Here is a 17,570-nt window from a genome sequence, read left to right on the forward strand (position 1 = left end):
TCAGGCGGAATACTTCTTCGTCCGCCGCGTTGGTGCGGTATTCGCCGGGTCATCCGGCCAGACGTGCTTCGGATAACGCCCTTTCATCTCTTTTTGCACCTCGCGGTATGCCCCCTGCCAGAACGCGCTTAAATCGCGCGTGATTTGCAGCGGCCGCTGCGCCGGTGACAGCAGCTCAAGCACCAGCGCCACGCGGCCTTCCGCGATAGTGGGCGTACGGGCTTCACCAAACATCTCCTGCATCCGCACGGCCAGCGCCGGTGGGTTATCTTCGTCGTAGCGAATCGCAATACGACTTCCCGTCGGCACAGTGTAATGAGTTGGCAGCTGACTATCCAGACGTTGTCGTAATGACCAGGGCAACCAATCGAGCAGCGCCTGGCGCAGATCGAGCGATTTCAGGCTGCGTAGCGAATGCACGCCGCTCATATGCGGCAGCAGCCAGCTTTCCAGCGCGGCCAGCAACGAGGCATCATCCACCGCAGGCCAGTCATCCTCCGGCAGCCAGCGCGCCGCGCACCGTAACCGCAAGCGTAGCTGTTCCGCTTCGTTCGTCCAGTTCAGCACGCTTAACCCCTTCTCACGAATACCGGTGAGCATCGCCTGGTGTAATTCGTTTTCGGACGGCTTCGCCAGTGGCCGCACGCTGAGCGTCAACTGGCCTATCTGGCTGCGGCGCAGCGCTTTTAGCGTCCCCTGCGCATCATCCCATTCAATGGTGTCAGATTGGTGTAACAGCACCGGACAGCGGCTGACCAGCCCGTCAATCTCCACCGCGCAGGCTTGCAAAATACGCGCGTCCGGCGAGGCATTCCCCTGTAGCAGCAGCGGCGCAATCAGCCACTCGTGACGGCCTAACGCGTCGTCGGCGTTGAGCATCGCCCCCATACCGTTTGCCAGCTGGTAGCGCCCCTCCAGCCCGCGTCGACGCGCGATACGATCGGGAAAGCCCTGCGCCAGCAGCGGCGCAACGGCATCAACGTCGGCCTGCCCGGCGCGGCGGTTCAGGCGCTTGCACAGCTGCTGGCTGCGCTGCTGCCAGTTCCCCTGCGGGCGGGAAAACGCCAGTAGCAGGTCGCTGCTGGCACCGCGCGGCGGTTCTTCGAGAATCGCCGCCAGCCGGGCTGCCGTCGCCACCTCATCATCACTCTCTGCGGCCACCAGCATGGCCGCCAGTCGCGGATCGTTGCCGAGCGCCGCCATCTTCTGCCCTTTTGCCGTCAGGCGTTCACCGTCCAGCGCCTGCAGCTGCGTTAGCAGACGGCGCGCCGCCGCCAGGTTTGCCGCCGGTGGCATATCCAGCCAGCGAAGCTGCGACGGATCGGCGCAGCCCCACTGCAACACATCCAGCAACAGTGCGGAAAGATCGCTTTGCAAGATTTCCGCGTCGCTCTGCGCGCTGGCGCGTTCAGCCTGTTCTTTCGCCAGCAGATGCACGCAGACCCCGGGCGCCAAACGCCCCGCGCGGCCTGCACGCTGGGTCATTGACGCCTGGCTGACGCGCTGCGTCACCAGTCGCGTTAGCCCCGTACGCGCATCAAAGCGCGCCACGCGTTCCTGAGCGCTGTCCACCACCAGACGAATGCCTTCTATCGTCAAGCTGGTTTCGGCGATATTGGTCGCCAGCACCACTTTTCGTTTTCCCGGTGGGGCGGGCAAAATCGCCTGCCGCTGCGCATTTAGCGGCAGCGCACCGTATAAAGGACACAGCAGTACATCATCAGCCACCCGCTCAGTCAGGTGCTCCTGCACCCGTTGAATTTCACCGACGCCGGGCAAAAACAGCAGCAGCGAACCGCTCTCGTTGCGCAGCAGCTCGGCAGTCGCTATCGCCACGGCCTCGTCAAAACGCAGCTGTGCGGGCAGCGACTGGTAACGGCGCTCGACCGGGTAGGCCCGGCCTTCAGACACAATCGTCGGTGCCTCTGCCAGCAGGCGTTGAAGCCGCTCGTTGTCCAGCGTTGCCGACATAATCAGCAGTTTGAGATCGTCACGCAGCCCCTGCTGAACGTCGAGCAGCAGCGCCAGCGCCAAATCCGCCTGCAGACTGCGCTCGTGGAATTCATCAAGGATCACCAGCCCCACGCCGGACAGTTCGGGATCGTGCTGGATCATGCGCGTCAGGATCCCTTCGGTCACCACTTCGAGCCGGGTATTCGGCCCGACGCAGGTTTCCGCACGCATCCGATAGCCGACCGTTTCGCCTGGTTTTTCATTCAACAGTTCAGCCAGCCGCTGCGCAACGTTGCGCGCCGCCAGGCGACGCGGCTCCAGCAGCAGAATGCGCCCGTCGATACCGCCATCGTGCAAAATTTGCAGCGGCAGCCAGGTCGATTTACCCGCGCCCGTTGGCGCATTTAACAGCACCTGCGGGGCATGGCGTAAGGCATGAAGGAGTTCAGGAAGGACGCTGGCGACCGGCAACAAGGACACGAATAGCTCCAGAGGGTTAACATTAAACGGCGTACATTGTAGCATCGCCACAATTCATAACCGAGTACCCACCATGTCTGAGTCAAAAAGACTGTTTTTCGCCATTGCTATCCCGCCGAAGATCCAGAAACAGCTGGTGCAATGGCGCGCCGAGCGTTTCCCCGCCGATGCGGGCGTGCCGGTCGTCGCCGCCAATATGCATATGACGCTGGCGTTTCTCGGCGAGGTCAGCGCGGAAAAACAGCGGGCGCTGACCGCCATGGCCGGACGCATTCGTCAGCCGGGTTTTACGCTGCACCTGGACGATGCCGGGCAGTGGCTGCGCTCGCGAGTGGTGTGGCTCGGTACGCGTCAGCCGCCGCGCGGGCTGCTGCAGCTGGCGAATATGCTGCGCGCCCAGGCCGCACGCAGCGGCTGCTATCAGAGCCCGCAGCCGTTCCACCCGCACCTGACGCTGCTGCGCCACGCCGCGCAGGCGGTCCCCATTCCGCCCCCCGGCTTTCACTGGGAGATTCCGGTCACCGAGTTTGTGCTCTACGAATCACGCGTCGTCGGTCACCGCACCCGCTACACGCCTTTGCAGCGCTGGACGCTCAGCGAATAATTAAGGAAACCTGATGCAGTTTATCCCCCCGCTTAAGTCCGCCACGCTGATCAAACGCTATAAACGTTTTCTCGCTGACGTCGTTACCCCAGCAGGCGAAACCTTTACGCTTCATTGCGCCAATACCGGCGCAATGACCGGCTGCGCGACGCCCGGCGATACCGTTTGGTATTCCACGTCAGAAAATACTAAGCGCAAATATCCCCACAGCTGGGAATTAACCCAGACACAAAAAGGGGATTTTATTTGTGTAAATACGTTACGGGCAAATAGCTTAGCAAAAGACGCTATTTTATCCGGACGTATTCCTGAACTTACCGGTTACAACACGCTGAAAAGCGAAGTGAAATATGGTGAGGAAGGCAGTCGAATAGACATCATGTTACAGGCAGATGATCGTCCTACCTGCTATATTGAAGTGAAGTCAGTCACACTTGCAGAAAATGAATTCGGCTATTTTCCTGACGCCGTCACCGTGCGCGGACAAAAGCATCTACGCGAGCTGATGAGCGTTGTGGCGGGCGGTGAACGCGCCGTTTTGCTGTTTGCAATATTGCACTCAGCCATTGAATATTTCTCTCCAGCGCACCATATTGATGCTAAATACGCAGAGTTGTTACAAGAAGCACAGAAACAGGGGGTGGAAGTTTTAGCTTATAAGGCGGAACTTTCTGCCGATAATATGACTCTGATATCGCCGTTACCCGTCTCGTTATCGCGGGGTGAAGAAGTTGAGTAGAAAGTGTTCGGGCTGCGGCGCAAATACGCTTTTCCTCACAGCATTGTCAAGTGTTACGTTTAGATAATTGCCATCCGGAAAAGCATCTGCTATTTATAGCGGCCTGATTTTTCCCCCGAACACGGGGATCGATAGTGCGTGTTAAGGAGAAGCAACATGCAAGAAGGGCAAAACCGTAAAACATCGTCCCTGAGTATTCTCGCCATCGCTGGGGTGGAGCCATACCAAGAGAAGCCAGGCGAAGAGTATATGAACGAAGCCCAGCTGGCGCACTTCAGGCGTATTCTTGAAGCATGGCGTAATCAACTTAGGGATGAAGTCGATCGCACCGTTACACACATGCAGGACGAAGCTGCAAACTTCCCGGATCCGGTTGACCGTGCCGCGCAGGAAGAAGAGTTCAGCCTCGAGCTGCGTAACCGCGACCGTGAACGCAAGCTGATCAAAAAGATCGAGAAGACGTTGAAGAAAGTGGAAGACGAAGATTTCGGCTACTGCGAATCTTGCGGTGTGGAAATTGGCATTCGTCGTCTGGAAGCGCGTCCAACGGCAGACCTGTGCATTGACTGCAAAACGCTGGCAGAAATCCGCGAAAAGCAGATGGCAGGCTAACAGAAAGCTCACACTCTATCTTCAAGGCGGGAGTCATTTCCCGCCTTGTTGTTTTTATTGCTATCAACATGTCATCACAATCTTACATCGGGCGATTTGCCCCCTCTCCTTCCGGTGAGCTGCATTTCGGCTCGTTAATTGCCGCGTTAGGCAGCTACCTCCAGGCTCGCGCTCAGCAGGGCATCTGGCGAGTGCGCATCGAAGATATCGATCCCCCTCGTGAAGTTCCCGGTGCTGCAACCACCATTTTGCATCAACTGGAACATTACGGCCTGCACTGGGACGGCGACGTGCTGTGGCAATCGCAGCGCCACGACGCCTACCGAGAAGCGCTGGCGTGGCTGAAAAACCAGAACCTGTGCTACTACTGCACCTGCACGCGCGCGCGAATTCAGCAGATTGGCGGCACCTATGACGGCTACTGCCGTGACCGACACAACGGCCCGCAAAACGCTGCGCTGCGCCTGCGTCAGTCCCATCCGGTGATGGCATTTACCGATTTACTGCGCGGTCGCCTGACCGCCGATGAACGTCTGGCGCGGGAAGATTTTATTATTCATCGCCGTGATGGGTTATTTGCCTATAATCTCGCGGTGGTGGTGGATGACCATTTCCAGGGCGTCACCGAGATTGTGCGCGGCGCAGACCTTATCGCACCGACCGTCAGGCAGATTTCCCTGTACCAGCAGTTTGGCTGGCCCGTACCGGACTACATTCACCTGCCGCTGGCATTGAATGAAGAAGGTGCTAAACTTTCGAAGCAAAATCATGCACCTGCTTTACCTACCGGCGACCCGCGCCCGATACTCATTGCGGCGCTGCGTTTTTTAGGCCAGCCGGTAACTGACCAGTGGCAGGATTTTAGCACGGCCGATTTATTGCAAAATGCGGTCGCTCAGTGGTCGCTAACGTCAGTACCTGAGACGGCGAAGATCAATCCGCCATTCTCAAACGCGTCATGCTGAGCTATGATTAGCCGCTATTTTTTTGTCCTGGATTCTGATATTACCGAGGTGCACCATTTTTACCCGAGTCGCTAATTTTTGCCGCAAGGTGCTAAGCCGTGAGGAGAGCGAGGCTGAAAACGCCATCGTGAAACCTGCTATGACTGTCATTCCGCGCGAGCAGCACGCTATTTCCCGCAAAGATATCAGCGAGAACGCCCTCAAGGTTCTTTATCGTCTGAATAAAGCAGGCTACGAGGCTTACCTCGTCGGCGGCGGCGTCCGCGACCTGCTGTTAGGCAAAAAACCCAAAGATTTTGACGTCACCACCAGCGCCACGCCCGAGCAGGTACGTAAACTGTTCCGCAACTGCCGCCTGGTTGGCCGTCGCTTCCGCCTGGCCCACGTCATGTTCGGCCCGGAAATCATCGAAGTCGCGACTTTCCGCGGGCATCATGAAGATGGTCAGTCCGATCGCGCCACCTCGCAGCGCGGTCAAAACGGTATGCTGCTGCGCGACAATATCTTCGGTTCCATCGAAGAAGACGCCCAGCGCCGCGACTTTACCATCAACAGCCTTTATTACAGCGTTGCCGACTTTACCGTACGCGATTACGTTGGCGGCATGCAGGATCTCAGCGACGGCGTGATTCGCCTGATCGGCGATCCGGAAACCCGCTACCGCGAAGACCCGGTGCGTATGCTGCGCGCCGTACGCTTTGCCGCGAAGCTGAGTATGCGCATCAGCCCGGAAACCGCCGAGCCGATTCCGCGTCTGGCCACCCTGATGAACGACGTGCCGCCGGCGCGCCTGTTTGAAGAAGCGCTGAAGCTGTTACAGGCGGGCTATGGTTACGACACCTACAAGCTGCTGTGCGAATACAACCTGTTCCAGCCGCTGTTCCCGACCATCACCCGCTACTTCACCGAAGACGGCGATAGCCCGATGGAGCGCATCATCGCGCAGGTGCTGAAGAACACCGATAACCGTATTCACAACGATATGCGCGTTAACCCGGCGTTCTTGTTCGCCGCGATGTTCTGGTATCCGCTGCTCGAAATGGCACAGAAAATTGCCCAGGAGAGCGGGCTGGCCTACTACGACGCCTTTGCGCTGGCCATGAATGAAGTGCTGGACGAAGCCTGCCGTTCGCTGGCCATTCCAAAACGTATTACCACCCTGGTGCGGGATATCTGGCAGCTGCAGCTGCGCATGTCGCGCCGTCAGGGCAAGCGCGCGTGGAAGCTCATGGAGCACCCGAAATTCCGCGCGGCCTACGATCTGCTGGCGCTGCGTGCCGAAGCTGAACACAACGGCGAATTACAGCGTCTGTCCCAGTGGTGGAGCGAGTTTCAGGTGGTTGCGCCGCCGGCACAGAAAGAGATGCTCAACGATCTGGGCGATGAGCCTGACGCTCGCCGTCGCCATCGCCGCCCGCGTAAACGCGCGCCGCGTCGTGAAGGCTCTTCATGACCCTCGCTTATATTGCGCTCGGCAGTAATTTAGCCTCTCCGCTGGAGCAGGTTAATGCTGCCGTGCAAGCGATCGGCAACATCCCCGACAGCCGTATCGTGGCGGTCTCCTCGTATTACCGCACACCGCCATTAGGCCCGCAGGATCAGCCTGATTATCTGAACGCCACCGTAGCGCTGGAAACCACTCTCGCCGCCGAAGCACTGCTGGATCATACTCAACGTATTGAGCTGCAGCAGGGGCGCGTGCGCAAAGCCGAGCGCTGGGGGCCGCGCACGCTGGATCTCGATATTATGCTGTTCGGTGATGAGGTCATCCGTACCGAGCGCCTGACCGTCCCCCATTACGACATGAAAAACCGGGGTTTTATGCTGTGGCCGCTGTTTGAAATTGCCCCTGAGCTGCATTTCCCCGACGACGGACGCTCGCTGGCAGAATGCCTACGCCAGCTCCCGCCCTGCCCCGACCGCTGGTAGACCGCATACCGATTATTCTCTCTGCAATGATTCAGACATACAGGTAGAAAAGGCGAAAGCGCGCGCTGCGTTTCTGGCGTGGCCACCAGGCACAGGGTAATAATAGGACATCACAAAAAAGACATTTAGTGTGATATTAAATAATACAATTAATGTTTAATTTACATAATAAACATTATTCGTCATCTTTTCGCGTAATATTTTTTAAATTCATTATGCAATAATTCTAAACGCATCATATCCATCAATGTCAAAAATAAATCATAGAAAAACCTTTTAATAAACTCACTTTTCCCGAACAATTTTCTATATCACTTTTTTATTTTATTCAGCAAAACATTCATATGCGACGTAAATTATCGTCTCAAATCATCACATTACCCCGTATTTTTCAAAACAAATGATCGACAACGAGAATATCATAGACAAAATCTCTTTATTTGAGGGATAAAAGAACAAAATAACATATTTAATTACAATGGATAAAATTTTTATATTTATATAGTGAATTTTACAACCCAGCACGATATCAGGTTTAATAGCCGTGAATTAATATAACATTTTGTTACAGCTTTAATTCACCTATTACCACTCTATATAAGGATATTCGTTGTGAAGAAAAACATCATTGCACTGTCGGTCGCTGTCTCTGCCGCACTGCTGTCCTCTTCTGCATTCGCCCTCGACGGCGGCCAGATCGATTTTGCCGGTCTGGTCAGCGACAATACCTGCATCCCACGCGTTAACGGCGGCAGCCAGGATGGCCAGGTTCAGTTGAACACCGCCAAAGTGGCAGATATCCAGGCCGATGGTGGCGTCCAGCTTGGCGCTGCCGGCGTACAGCCGGAATCATTCTACATCACCGTCGACTGCGGTTCTGGCAACACCAACGCAAATGCCAACCTGAGCATGGCCTCTACGTTCTTCAGCAACAGCAACGGTACGCTGAATAACGATGATTCCATCTCCAGCCCAGCGGCTGGCGTGAACCTGGCGATTCATGAGGTTGACAGCTCCGGCGCAGCACTGGCTTACAAGCAGGTTAAAATCAACAACACCAGCGACGTCCACAAACAAAAATTTGGTGCTGACGGCGTGGCGAAATTTAACTTCGTGGTTTCTTACGTTAAGCAGTCAACCGCAGTGCAGATCAAGGCGGGCTACGTGAAGTCCAATACCGCATATACTCTGGTTTACGATTAATTAAGACCTTTCAAGGGGCTATTTTACGCAGTGAAGTAGCTCCTTTTTAAAGTACGGCGATTGATGAACGAAGGGATGACGAACGCTCAAACTTTTAAGTTCAACTTCAGCCACATTTCATTTTTTATAATAGTAAAAAATGAAATGTGATTATCTAATTCAATAAAAATAAAACATGCTTAAATCAGATAATAGTGAGTAAAAAAACTCACCTCACAAATAAAACAATACAGATACTGTACAAAATACATTATTCACATAAAAAGCAGCCTTACATTAAACAAGCATCACACTTAAACAACATAATTAGGCCTAACACAAACATAATATATTAACAAAATAAATAAGAAGCGAAGGAAATATCCATGTGAGTTATTTTTATACAGCACGGGTATTCTCTATAATTGCGCCGGCTTGACGTAATATTTATTTTTTTAACAAGGATATTTCTAAATGAAATTAAAGTTAATTGCACTGTCTCTCGTTCTGTCTGCGGCCTCCACCTCGGCATTTGCTGCCATTGACGGCGGCCAGGTTGATTTCGCCGGTCTGGTCAGCGATAACACCTGCGTTCCACACGTTAACGGCGGCAGCCAGGACGGTCAGGTTCAGCTGAATACCGCGCAAGTGGGTGCTATTCAGGCCGATCTGGGCGTCCAGCTTGGCGCCGCTGGCGTACAGCCAGAGTCGTTCTACATCACCGTAGACTGCGGCTCATCGAATACCAACACCAACGCTCACCTGAGCATGGCGTCCACCTTCTTCAGCAACAGCAGCGGTACGCTGAATAACGATGACTCCATCAGCAGCCCGGCAAGCGGCGTGAATCTGGCAATCCACGTGGTCGACGGTACCGGCGCGGCGCTGACCTACAAACAGGTCAAAATCAACGATGCTGCCGATATCCATGATACCACCTTCGGCGCCGACGGCGTGGCGAAATACAACTTCGTCGTTTCTTACGTCAAGCAGTCCGGTGCGGTGCCAGTCAAGGCGGGCTACGTGAAGTCCAACACCGCGTATACCTTGACCTATAACTAATCGTTAATACCTAAGAGGGGGAGTAGCGTGCGCTTAAACGCGCAATATTCCCCCTGAATCATCTCCATGGAGGAATCATAATGACCAGGATGCGTCGTTCTCTTTATTTCACTCTTTCTGCCGTTGCTGCCTGTTCAGTCATACCTTCAGCGATGGCGGATATCGTTCTGTCCGGCACGCGCGTTATTTATAAAGAAGCGCAGAAAGACATTTCTATCCGTCTGGAAAATAAAGGTTCCCGCCCCGCGTTGGTACAAAGCTGGCTGGACGACGGTAACCAGAATGCCGACCCGAGCACAATCAACGTTCCCTTTAACGCCACGCCGCCGGTTTCCCGTATCGAGCCGGGCCGCGGGCAAACCGTCAAGTTTACCTACACCGGCAGCCGCTCGTTGCCCAACGATCGCGAAAGCATCTATTGGTTTAACGTGCTGGAAGTGCCGCCCAAAATGAAAGACGAGGACGTTAAAGAGAAAAATATTCTCCAGCTGGCGTTCCGCACGCGCATCAAGCTGTTTTATCGCCCCGAAGGTCTGGACGGCACCGCCGCCGAAGCCCCGCAGAAATTACAGTGGCGGATGCAGCAAAAAGCCGGAAAGCCGGTCGTTCATGTCACCAACCCCACCGGTTATTTCGTCTCCTTTAATAAAGTGGAGGCCATGGTCGGCGGGCGAAAATATACCGTTTCGGCCTCAATGGTCGCCCCCAAAGGCGAATCTGATTTCACTATTTCGGGGTTAACCGGTACGCCAGCCAAAACCAGCATTAGCTATGTCGCAATCAGCGATTTTGGCGGCGCCATTAATGGCAAGGTGGATATTTAACGCTTTTATTTAATACTTCGGATGCGCCAATGAAACAGCGGTCAACACAATTCAGGATCAAACTCCTGACTCGTTTTATTGCCTTTACCCTCCTGTCCGGCAGTCTCTCTGCGCGGGCCGAAAATGAAACGCTAGAGTTTGACAGCTCGTTTTTAATGGGGCCAGGCGCCAGCCAGGTCGATCTCAGCCGTTATTCCAACGGTAACGCGATCTCCCCCGGCGTCTACGAAGTGAGCGGCTACGTCAATAACGATCTGGTGACCACGCTAAAAGTCGAATTTATTGAAACCGCAAAAGGTAAAACACAGGCCTGTATAACGCCAAAAATATTAAGCCTGCTGCATATCCGCATGCCCGATGACCTGCCCGACAATGCGCTGCTGTTAGCCCGGGAAGACAGCGCGGACAGCTGCCTTAACCTCGCGCTGGCGATCCCTCAGTCTACGCTCAACTTCGACGGCGGCGACCAGCGGCTGGACGTGGGCGTACCGCAAATATGGGTGCAAAAAGGCTTCGCGAACTATGTCGATCCATCGCTATGGGATGACGGCGTGCCGGCCGCGATGCTGTCTTACGACGTCAGCGCCTGGAAAAGCCAGAACGACTACGGTGATGAAGACAGCGTATACGCAGGCTTTAACGGCGGCATCAACCTTGGCGCATGGCACTTTCGCGCACAGGGTAACTACTCGTGGCAAAAAGACGGCAGCAGCGATATTGAATACCAGAACCGCTACGTTCAGCGGGATATTGCCGCGCTGCGTTCTCAACTGGTGATCGGTGAAGCCAGCACCAGCGGCGAAAGCTTTGATACCGTCAGCCTGCGCGGCGTACGCCTGTACAGCGAATCGCAGATGCTGCCGCCGCAGCTCGCCAGCTATGCGCCAACGATTCGCGGCGTCGCCAAAAGCAACGCTAAAGTGACCATCACGCAGAACGGCTACAAAATCTACGAAACCACGGTGCCGCCGGGGCCGTTTTCGATCGACGACCTTTCGCCGTCCGGCTACGGCGCGGACCTTGAGGTCACCATTACCGAAGCCGACGGCTCGAAGCACAGCTTTAGCCAGGCCTTCTCGTCGCTGGTACAAATGATGCACCCCGGCGTCGGCAGCTGGGATATCAGCATCGGCCAGGTCAACGACGACAGCCTGCATGACGAGCCGGGCCTCGCGCAGGGCACCTTCTACTACGGCCTCAACAGCACCTTCACCGGCTTTAGCGGCATTCAGGCCACCGACAACGGCTATTTTGCCGGGCTGCTGGGCGTTGGGATGAACACCCTCGTCGGCGCCATCTCCTTTGACGTGACGCAATCGCAGGCGGAGATCCCCGATGACAAAACCTACCGTGGCCAAAGCTACCGTATTTCCTGGAACAAGTTCTTCGCCCCGACGGACACATCGCTGAACATTGCCGCCTATCGCTATTCCACCAAAGATTATCTGGGGCTGAGCGACGCGCTGAGCATTATTGACGATGCCGAACACAGCAGCGGCGACAACGCTCGCGGCATGAACGACTACTCGCGAATGAAAAACCAGTTCACCATCAGCCTCAACCAGAGCCTGAAGGATGAGGATATCAACTACGGTTCGCTGTACCTCACCGGCAGCTGGGCCGACTACTGGGTGACCAATGATTCGCGCAGCAGCTTCTCCGCCGGCTACAGCAACAGCATCGGCTGGGCAAGCTATAGCATCAACCTGCAGCGTACCTACGACGAAGACGACAATCGCGACGATTCAGTCTACCTCAGCGTGACCATTCCGCTGGATAAACTGCTGGGCACAGACCGCGACAGCGGCGGCTTCCGTACGCTGAACAGCAGCGTCAGCAGCGATTTCGACGGCAGCAACCAGTTTAATACCAGCGCCAGCGGCTACAGCGCCGACAACCGCTGGAGCTATAGCGTTAGCACCGCATATAACATGGAAAAAGAGGGCAAAGACCTCTCCACCGTCAGTTCCTACGTCAGCTACGACTCCAGTTACGGCAATGTCGCCGCCTCGGCGTCGGCCAGCAACGACAGTTCGCGTCAGTATTCATTAAATACCGACGGCGGCTTTGTGCTGCACAGCGGCGGCTTAACCTTCAGTAATCAGAGCTTTGGCGACAGCGATACGCTGGTGGTGATCGACGCCCCTGGCGCGCAGGGCGCACGTATCGACTACGGCAACAGCACCGTTGACCGCTTTGGTTACGGTATTGGCAGTTCATTAACCCCGTACCGGGAAAATATCGTCTCGCTTGATGTCAACGAGCTGGATAACGACGTTGAAATGAAGAGCACCAGCGCCACCGTGATCCCCAGACGCGGCGCGGTGGTGGTCAGCAAATTCGAAACCGACCAGGGGAAATCCGCCATTCTCAACCTGGTGCGCAGCGACCGCCAGCCGGTGCCGTTCACCGCCGAAGTGTACGATCTCAGCAACAACCTGCTGGGCACGGTAGGCCAGGGTAGCCAGGCCTTCGTACGCGGCATCGGCGAAAGCGGCGAACTTGAAGTGCGCTGGAGTAAGCAGAATCAAACGCAGCGCTGCCGCGCGCGCTACCAGGTGGCGTCGGGCAACGACAAGCAGATGGGTAAAACCATCGTCCTGGGCGCCGTGCCCTGCCAAATGCAATAAATTGCGAGGATCAAGGATGAGAACTTACCGCGTAATCCGCTCGCTGACGCTCGCCGCCGCGCTGCTGGCGCCGCCGGGCTTCGCCACGACCCAGGGGTTAAGCCTGGATTTCACCGCGGTGATTGAAGAGACCACCTGCGTCATGAGCGTCGTCAGCCTCAATAATGCCTCGGTCAGCGGCAGCGGAACGCAATACGATCTCACCATTCCAAACTTCGGGATCGCTGAGCTTTTAAACATCACCGCCAGCACCGAGGCCAGCTTTAAATTGCTACCTAAGGAGTGCAACAACGAGATCACCTCGCTAACGATGACCGTGAAAGGCATCACGCTGTCAAATACCCTTTTTATGCTGAAAAACACGCTCACCAGCGGCAACGCCGAAAACGTTGGGCTGGGCTTTAAGCCCAACGGCAGCGATGAGGGCAGCCGCTTTAAGGTCGACGGCACGGAAAAAATCGACTGGAGCGCCAGCCAGATCGCCAACGGTATGGAGCTAAACGCTTTTTTCCGCCGCGCCAGCACCTCGCTGACCCCAACGCCAGGCGACTTTCAGGCCAAGGCGCTCTTTACGTTTACCTATGAATAACCGAGGGCTGCATTGATGCGATATCTGTTACCGCCGTGTACCGCGCTGGCGCTGCTTCTGAACGCGGCGCCAGGCCTTGCGGGCTCTAACTCGCTGGAGTTAACGGTTTCCACCACCATTACGCCCTCAACCTGCCTGGCTACCCTGCACGACGACAGCGGCACGGCGAATACGACTGTAGATATGGGCGACGTCTATATTCCACAGATCGTCAATAAGAGCAAATCGCGCCCCTTTTCGCTGGTGTTCAGCGACTGCATTGGGCTGGCCAAAAAGCAGGCAACCGTCACGCTAACGGCCAAAACCGGCTGCGACGGTGCCTCCGGCGGCGGTAATGGTTTTCGCAACGCGCTGAGCGGCAGCGATGACGCCGCTGGCGTGTCAGCGGAAATCTGGACGGGCGCCATGCCTGAAGCCAGCGGCAGCAAGCAGCTGCGCTGCGCCAGCCCGGCGCAGCAGTTAATCGATCTCGCCGAAGCCAGCGATACCACCACCGTCGTCTGGCCGCTCAGCGCCCGCATCGTGCTGGCCTCGGGCAGCATGATTGCTGATTTACACACCGGCTCGTTTTCGACCCAGGGCCTGTTTACCATTACCTATGAGTAACGTGCGATGAGCAAACTATTGTGCGGCGCAGCGGCGGTTGGCCTCTTGCTTCTGTCCCCGCTGAGCCAGGCCGATACCGACGTCGAAATCAAAGCCAACATCGTCAACACCACCTGTCAGGTCTCGGTCGACAATAACGGGCTGGTCAGCCTCGGCACCTGGGGCATCGACTATTTTGCCAGCGGCATCACCGCTGAAGATCTCTATAAAGGCGGCAGCACCTTCTACGTACACGTCAAAGACTGTATGCCGGTTAGCGGTAAAACGCCCTCAACGCTCACCGTCCATTTTTCGCCGCTGTCCGGCAGCTTCGCCGTGGGCTCAACGCAAATTTTCGCCAACGACGAAGCCGACGGCGCAAAAAACGTGGGAGTGGTGATTTTCTCGGTTAACGACGCCAATAACGTTTACAACGTGATGAACACCGACGGGACGCCGCGCAGCCGCTACGACATTACCGCCGCCAGCTACGCCGACAGCCGCTATTCGTTTTACGCCCGGATGCAGAAAATACAGTCCGGCCAGTCCATCGTCAGCGGCCCGGTAAAGTCCAGCGTGCTGGTGTCGGTTTATTATGAATAAAAGGCGTTATTGGCCATTAAAAGGAGTAACGACTGTGGAAAAATCGTCTCAGCAATATCATTATAATATTAACAAAAAGTGGAAAATAATGATTCGCAAAGCATTAATAACGCTCATGGCGGCAACCCTCTTTACTTCTGTTAACGCTAATGCCACTCAAACGTTTGTTTTGGGAAACTACGCCCTAACTACAGATCAGTCAGGCCCCTCAGCCGATGGTAGCAGTACATTCACTTATCCCAGTGGCCGCACGGTTTACTTTAGCCGAACATCAACGCTTACCCCGGCTAATGTTGTCATCAACTGGAACGGTAACCATGGCTCATCATCAAGTAAGACGAATAGCCTCTGGTGTACCCAAGCATCTGTTGGAACAGGCAATCCCTTATCTATAGAATCAGGGCTAATATCAGCGGGAAATTATGGCGGGGTCGATATATTTAAGACCAATATTACCGGTTTATATTTTTCATTAGCGATCCGTTCGTTTAGCTCCAATAGCATGGTGCATTCGAGTGTCCCTAGCATTACGATCCAGAACGGCATAATGCATCAGGTGCTTCCACTTGAAGATACCAACAGCAGCCAGCTTTGTCAGGACACAAATACGACTGGCGAGATCAATTATAAAACATTAGCAGGGCTAGGTTTTTATGCAGCTTTTACATTTTATACCGATCAAACTTATACCCCTGGCAGCTCCACAATTACACCATTAAAAACTGGTGATTATCACATCCGTATCTGGAACGAAAACCCCGGCGCAGGCATTAAAAGTTATTACGATAATGTGACCTTCGATATCAGCTCGGTGACGGTTGCTGAACCTACCTGTACCACCCAACCGGTCGCCAGCGGCAGCAGCGTCAGCGGCACCACCGTTAATTTAGGCAGCTACAGTCCAAACGACATTATTAACGGCGCAACCGCCGTGCCGTTCTCCATCAAGCTGGCGGGCTGTAAGGGGCTGCGCAATATTAACGTCACGCTCGCGTCCACCACCATGGCAACCGATGCTACCCTGCTCGGCAATATTCTCACCCTTAACCACGCCACCGGCGTGGGGCTGGAAATTCGCGGCGCGGCCAATAGCTACAGCACGGAAACGCTGATCATTCCGAACGAGAGTAGCTCGGTGTATAACGACCAGCGCGACACCTCCAGTGATGACAATATCTACGGCAGCAGTGAAAACGGCAAGGTGCAAACCCATACTCTGAACTTCCTCGCCACGCTTAAGCGCGACAGCAATCAGAAAATCGGCGCTGGTAACTTTAAGGCCAACGCTATCTTTACCCTTGATTACCCCTGATGACCTCCCCCGGCGGCCTGCCGCCGGGGGACATGTTCAATGCAGTATCTCCCCGCTCACCTGCATTACAAAAATACACAGGTGACATATTTAGCGACAAAGTGCTCGAACGCCGCGGACCTTGTTGTGTCATTATAAGAAAAATCTCAAGCCCACTACTGAGGGAAGAGAAAGCTATTACGGATAATAGCGTTATCGTGAACAAGCAAGGATATAACGATGGGAAGGAGCCCTGGCGTACCGTTTTACCACCGCCTGATGGCCGCTTTACGCGCGGCACTCATAATGCTGCTGTGCTCTGCCAGCGCGCAGGCCGCAACGCAAACGTTCGTGCTGGGCGGCACCGCCTACGCTTCGGACGGCGGGCCGGTTGGCGACGGTACGAACGCGCTCTCTTACCCCAGCGGGCGAACCGTCTACTTCAGCCGCAGCGACACGCTGGCCCCCGCCAACGTCACCATCAACTGGAACGGCTCCCACGGCTCGTCCAGCGGCAAAGACCGCCTGTACTGTACCTCGACGGGCGCGGCCACCAGCAACCGCTTATCCGTCGAGTCCGGGCTGGTGCCCGCCGGCAGCTACGGCGGCGCGGCGTTATTCAAAACCAATATTACCGGTCTCTACTTCTCGCTCACGTTGCGATCGTTCAGCGCTTATGCCCTCAGCGTGACCGCCTCAACGCTGCCCGTCGTGGACGGGATCATGCACAACGTGATTACGGTAAAAGATAACGGCCACATCTGTTCCGACACCAGCAGCGGCGGTATGCAATACAACAGCCTGGGCGGGCTTGGGTTCTACGCGGCCATCACCTTCTATACCGACCAAACCTATACGCCGGTCAGTTCGAAGATTAGCCTGCTGAAAAATGGCGACTATCACGTGCGCATCTGGAACGAAAACCCCGGCAGCGGTATCAAAAGTTATTATCAAAACGTCACAATTGATGTCAGCGCCGTCAGCGCCAGCGAGCCGACCTGCACCACGCAGCCGGTTGCCAGCGGCAGCAGCGTCAACGGCACCACCGTTAACCTGGGCAGCTACAGCCCAAACCAGATTATTCGCGGCGCCGCCGCGGTGCCGTTTGCCATTAATCTCGCCGGCTGCCGCGGCCTGCGCAATATTAACGTCACGCTGACCACCACTACGCCCGCCAGCAACCGCACGATGCTCGGCAACATCCTGACCATGAACCAGGCCACCGGCGTCGGCGTGGAGATCAGCGGCGTCGCCAACGGCTATAGCCCGCAGATGGTACTGCTGCCTAACGACACCACCTCAGTCTATAGCGAGCAGCGCGATACGTCAGGCGACGACAATATCTACGGCACCAGCGAAAACGGGAAAAACCAGTCGCTGACGCTCAACTTTCTGGCCACGCTCAAACGCGACGGCAATCAGAAAATTGGCTCAGGTAACTTTAAAGCCAACGGTATTTTTACGCTCGACTATCCCTGATGATGCCCGAAAGCGCCATCAGGATGGATATGCCCACAAAGGG

16 protein-coding genes are annotated in these 17,570 nt (G+C 55.4%); 15 read left to right on the forward strand and 1 reads right to left on the reverse strand.

Going from position 1 to position 17,570, the window contains the following annotated elements; translation table 11 throughout:
- Positions 1-2,433, reverse strand: a complete 2,433-nt coding sequence (gene hrpB / locus V6942_RS14350) for an ATP-dependent helicase HrpB (RefSeq protein ID WP_182966172.1) — start codon at positions 2,431-2,433, stop codon at positions 1-3.
- Positions 2,434-2,506: 73 nt separating this feature from the next.
- Here hrpB and thpR point away from each other — a divergent pair, with 73 nt between their 5' ends.
- From thpR to V6942_RS14425, 15 genes are all read left to right on the forward strand, one after another.
- Complete coding sequence (thpR, locus tag V6942_RS14355) at positions 2,507-3,037, forward strand: RNA 2',3'-cyclic phosphodiesterase (RefSeq protein ID WP_182966174.1); 531 nt, start codon at positions 2,507-2,509, stop codon at positions 3,035-3,037.
- Between the two features lie 13 nt (positions 3,038-3,050).
- Positions 3,051-3,776, forward strand: coding sequence for a DNA/RNA nuclease SfsA (gene sfsA, locus V6942_RS14360; RefSeq protein ID WP_106925515.1), 726 nt, complete (start codon positions 3,051-3,053; stop codon positions 3,774-3,776).
- A 156-nt stretch (positions 3,777-3,932) separates the two neighbouring features.
- A complete protein-coding gene (gene dksA, locus V6942_RS14365) occupies positions 3,933-4,388 on the forward strand; it encodes an RNA polymerase-binding protein DksA (protein WP_001155227.1) in 456 nt (151 codons plus the stop codon).
- 68 nt (positions 4,389-4,456) lie between these two features.
- Positions 4,457-5,353 (forward strand): tRNA glutamyl-Q(34) synthetase GluQRS, encoded by an 897-nt coding sequence (gene gluQRS, locus V6942_RS14370; RefSeq protein WP_106925513.1) that lies wholly within the window; start codon positions 4,457-4,459, stop codon positions 5,351-5,353.
- 55 nt (positions 5,354-5,408) lie between these two features.
- Entirely contained in the window at positions 5,409-6,806 is a 1,398-nt protein-coding gene (gene pcnB, locus V6942_RS14375) for a polynucleotide adenylyltransferase PcnB (RefSeq protein WP_106925643.1), read from the forward strand.
- Complete coding sequence (gene folK / locus V6942_RS14380) at positions 6,803-7,282, forward strand: 2-amino-4-hydroxy-6-hydroxymethyldihydropteridine diphosphokinase (RefSeq protein ID WP_182929443.1); 480 nt, start codon at positions 6,803-6,805, stop codon at positions 7,280-7,282. The genes pcnB and folK overlap by 4 nt, the downstream gene beginning before the upstream one ends.
- A 612-nt stretch (positions 7,283-7,894) precedes the next feature.
- Entirely contained in the window at positions 7,895-8,485 is a 591-nt protein-coding gene (locus tag V6942_RS14385; protein ID WP_182929444.1) for a fimbrial protein, read from the forward strand.
- A 453-nt stretch (positions 8,486-8,938) separates the two neighbouring features.
- Positions 8,939-9,526 (forward strand): fimbrial protein, encoded by a 588-nt coding sequence (locus V6942_RS14390; protein WP_182929445.1) that lies wholly within the window; start codon positions 8,939-8,941, stop codon positions 9,524-9,526.
- 80 nt (positions 9,527-9,606) lie between these two features.
- A complete protein-coding gene (locus V6942_RS14395; protein ID WP_182929446.1) occupies positions 9,607-10,350 on the forward strand; it encodes a fimbrial chaperone in 744 nt (247 codons plus the stop codon).
- A 29-nt stretch (positions 10,351-10,379) separates the two neighbouring features.
- Positions 10,380-12,980 (forward strand): outer membrane usher protein, encoded by a 2,601-nt coding sequence (locus tag V6942_RS14400; protein ID WP_333501389.1) that lies wholly within the window; start codon positions 10,380-10,382, stop codon positions 12,978-12,980.
- Positions 12,981-12,996: 16 nt separating this feature from the next.
- Positions 12,997-13,569 carry a fimbrial protein gene (locus V6942_RS14405; protein WP_182966183.1) on the forward strand — a complete coding sequence of 191 codons (573 nt, stop codon included), beginning with the start codon at positions 12,997-12,999 and terminating at the stop codon, positions 13,567-13,569.
- 15 nt (positions 13,570-13,584) lie between these two features.
- Positions 13,585-14,175 (forward strand): fimbrial protein, encoded by a 591-nt coding sequence (locus tag V6942_RS14410; protein ID WP_333501390.1) that lies wholly within the window; start codon positions 13,585-13,587, stop codon positions 14,173-14,175.
- A gap of 6 nt (positions 14,176-14,181) precedes the next feature.
- Positions 14,182-14,757 carry a fimbrial-like protein gene (locus tag V6942_RS14415; RefSeq protein WP_182929450.1) on the forward strand — a complete coding sequence of 192 codons (576 nt, stop codon included), beginning with the start codon at positions 14,182-14,184 and terminating at the stop codon, positions 14,755-14,757.
- A gap of 34 nt (positions 14,758-14,791) precedes the next feature.
- Positions 14,792-16,069: a fimbrial protein gene (locus V6942_RS14420; protein WP_333501391.1), complete on the forward strand. Its 1,278-nt coding sequence runs from the start codon at positions 14,792-14,794 to the stop codon at positions 16,067-16,069.
- A gap of 219 nt (positions 16,070-16,288) precedes the next feature.
- Positions 16,289-17,527, forward strand: a complete 1,239-nt coding sequence (locus V6942_RS14425) for a fimbrial protein (protein WP_333501392.1) — start codon at positions 16,289-16,291, stop codon at positions 17,525-17,527.
- Positions 17,528-17,570 lie beyond the last annotated feature (43 nt).

This window comes from Kluyvera genomosp. 2, assembly GCF_036759865.1.
GTDB lineage: Bacteria > Pseudomonadota > Gammaproteobacteria > Enterobacterales > Enterobacteriaceae > Kluyvera > Kluyvera ascorbata_B.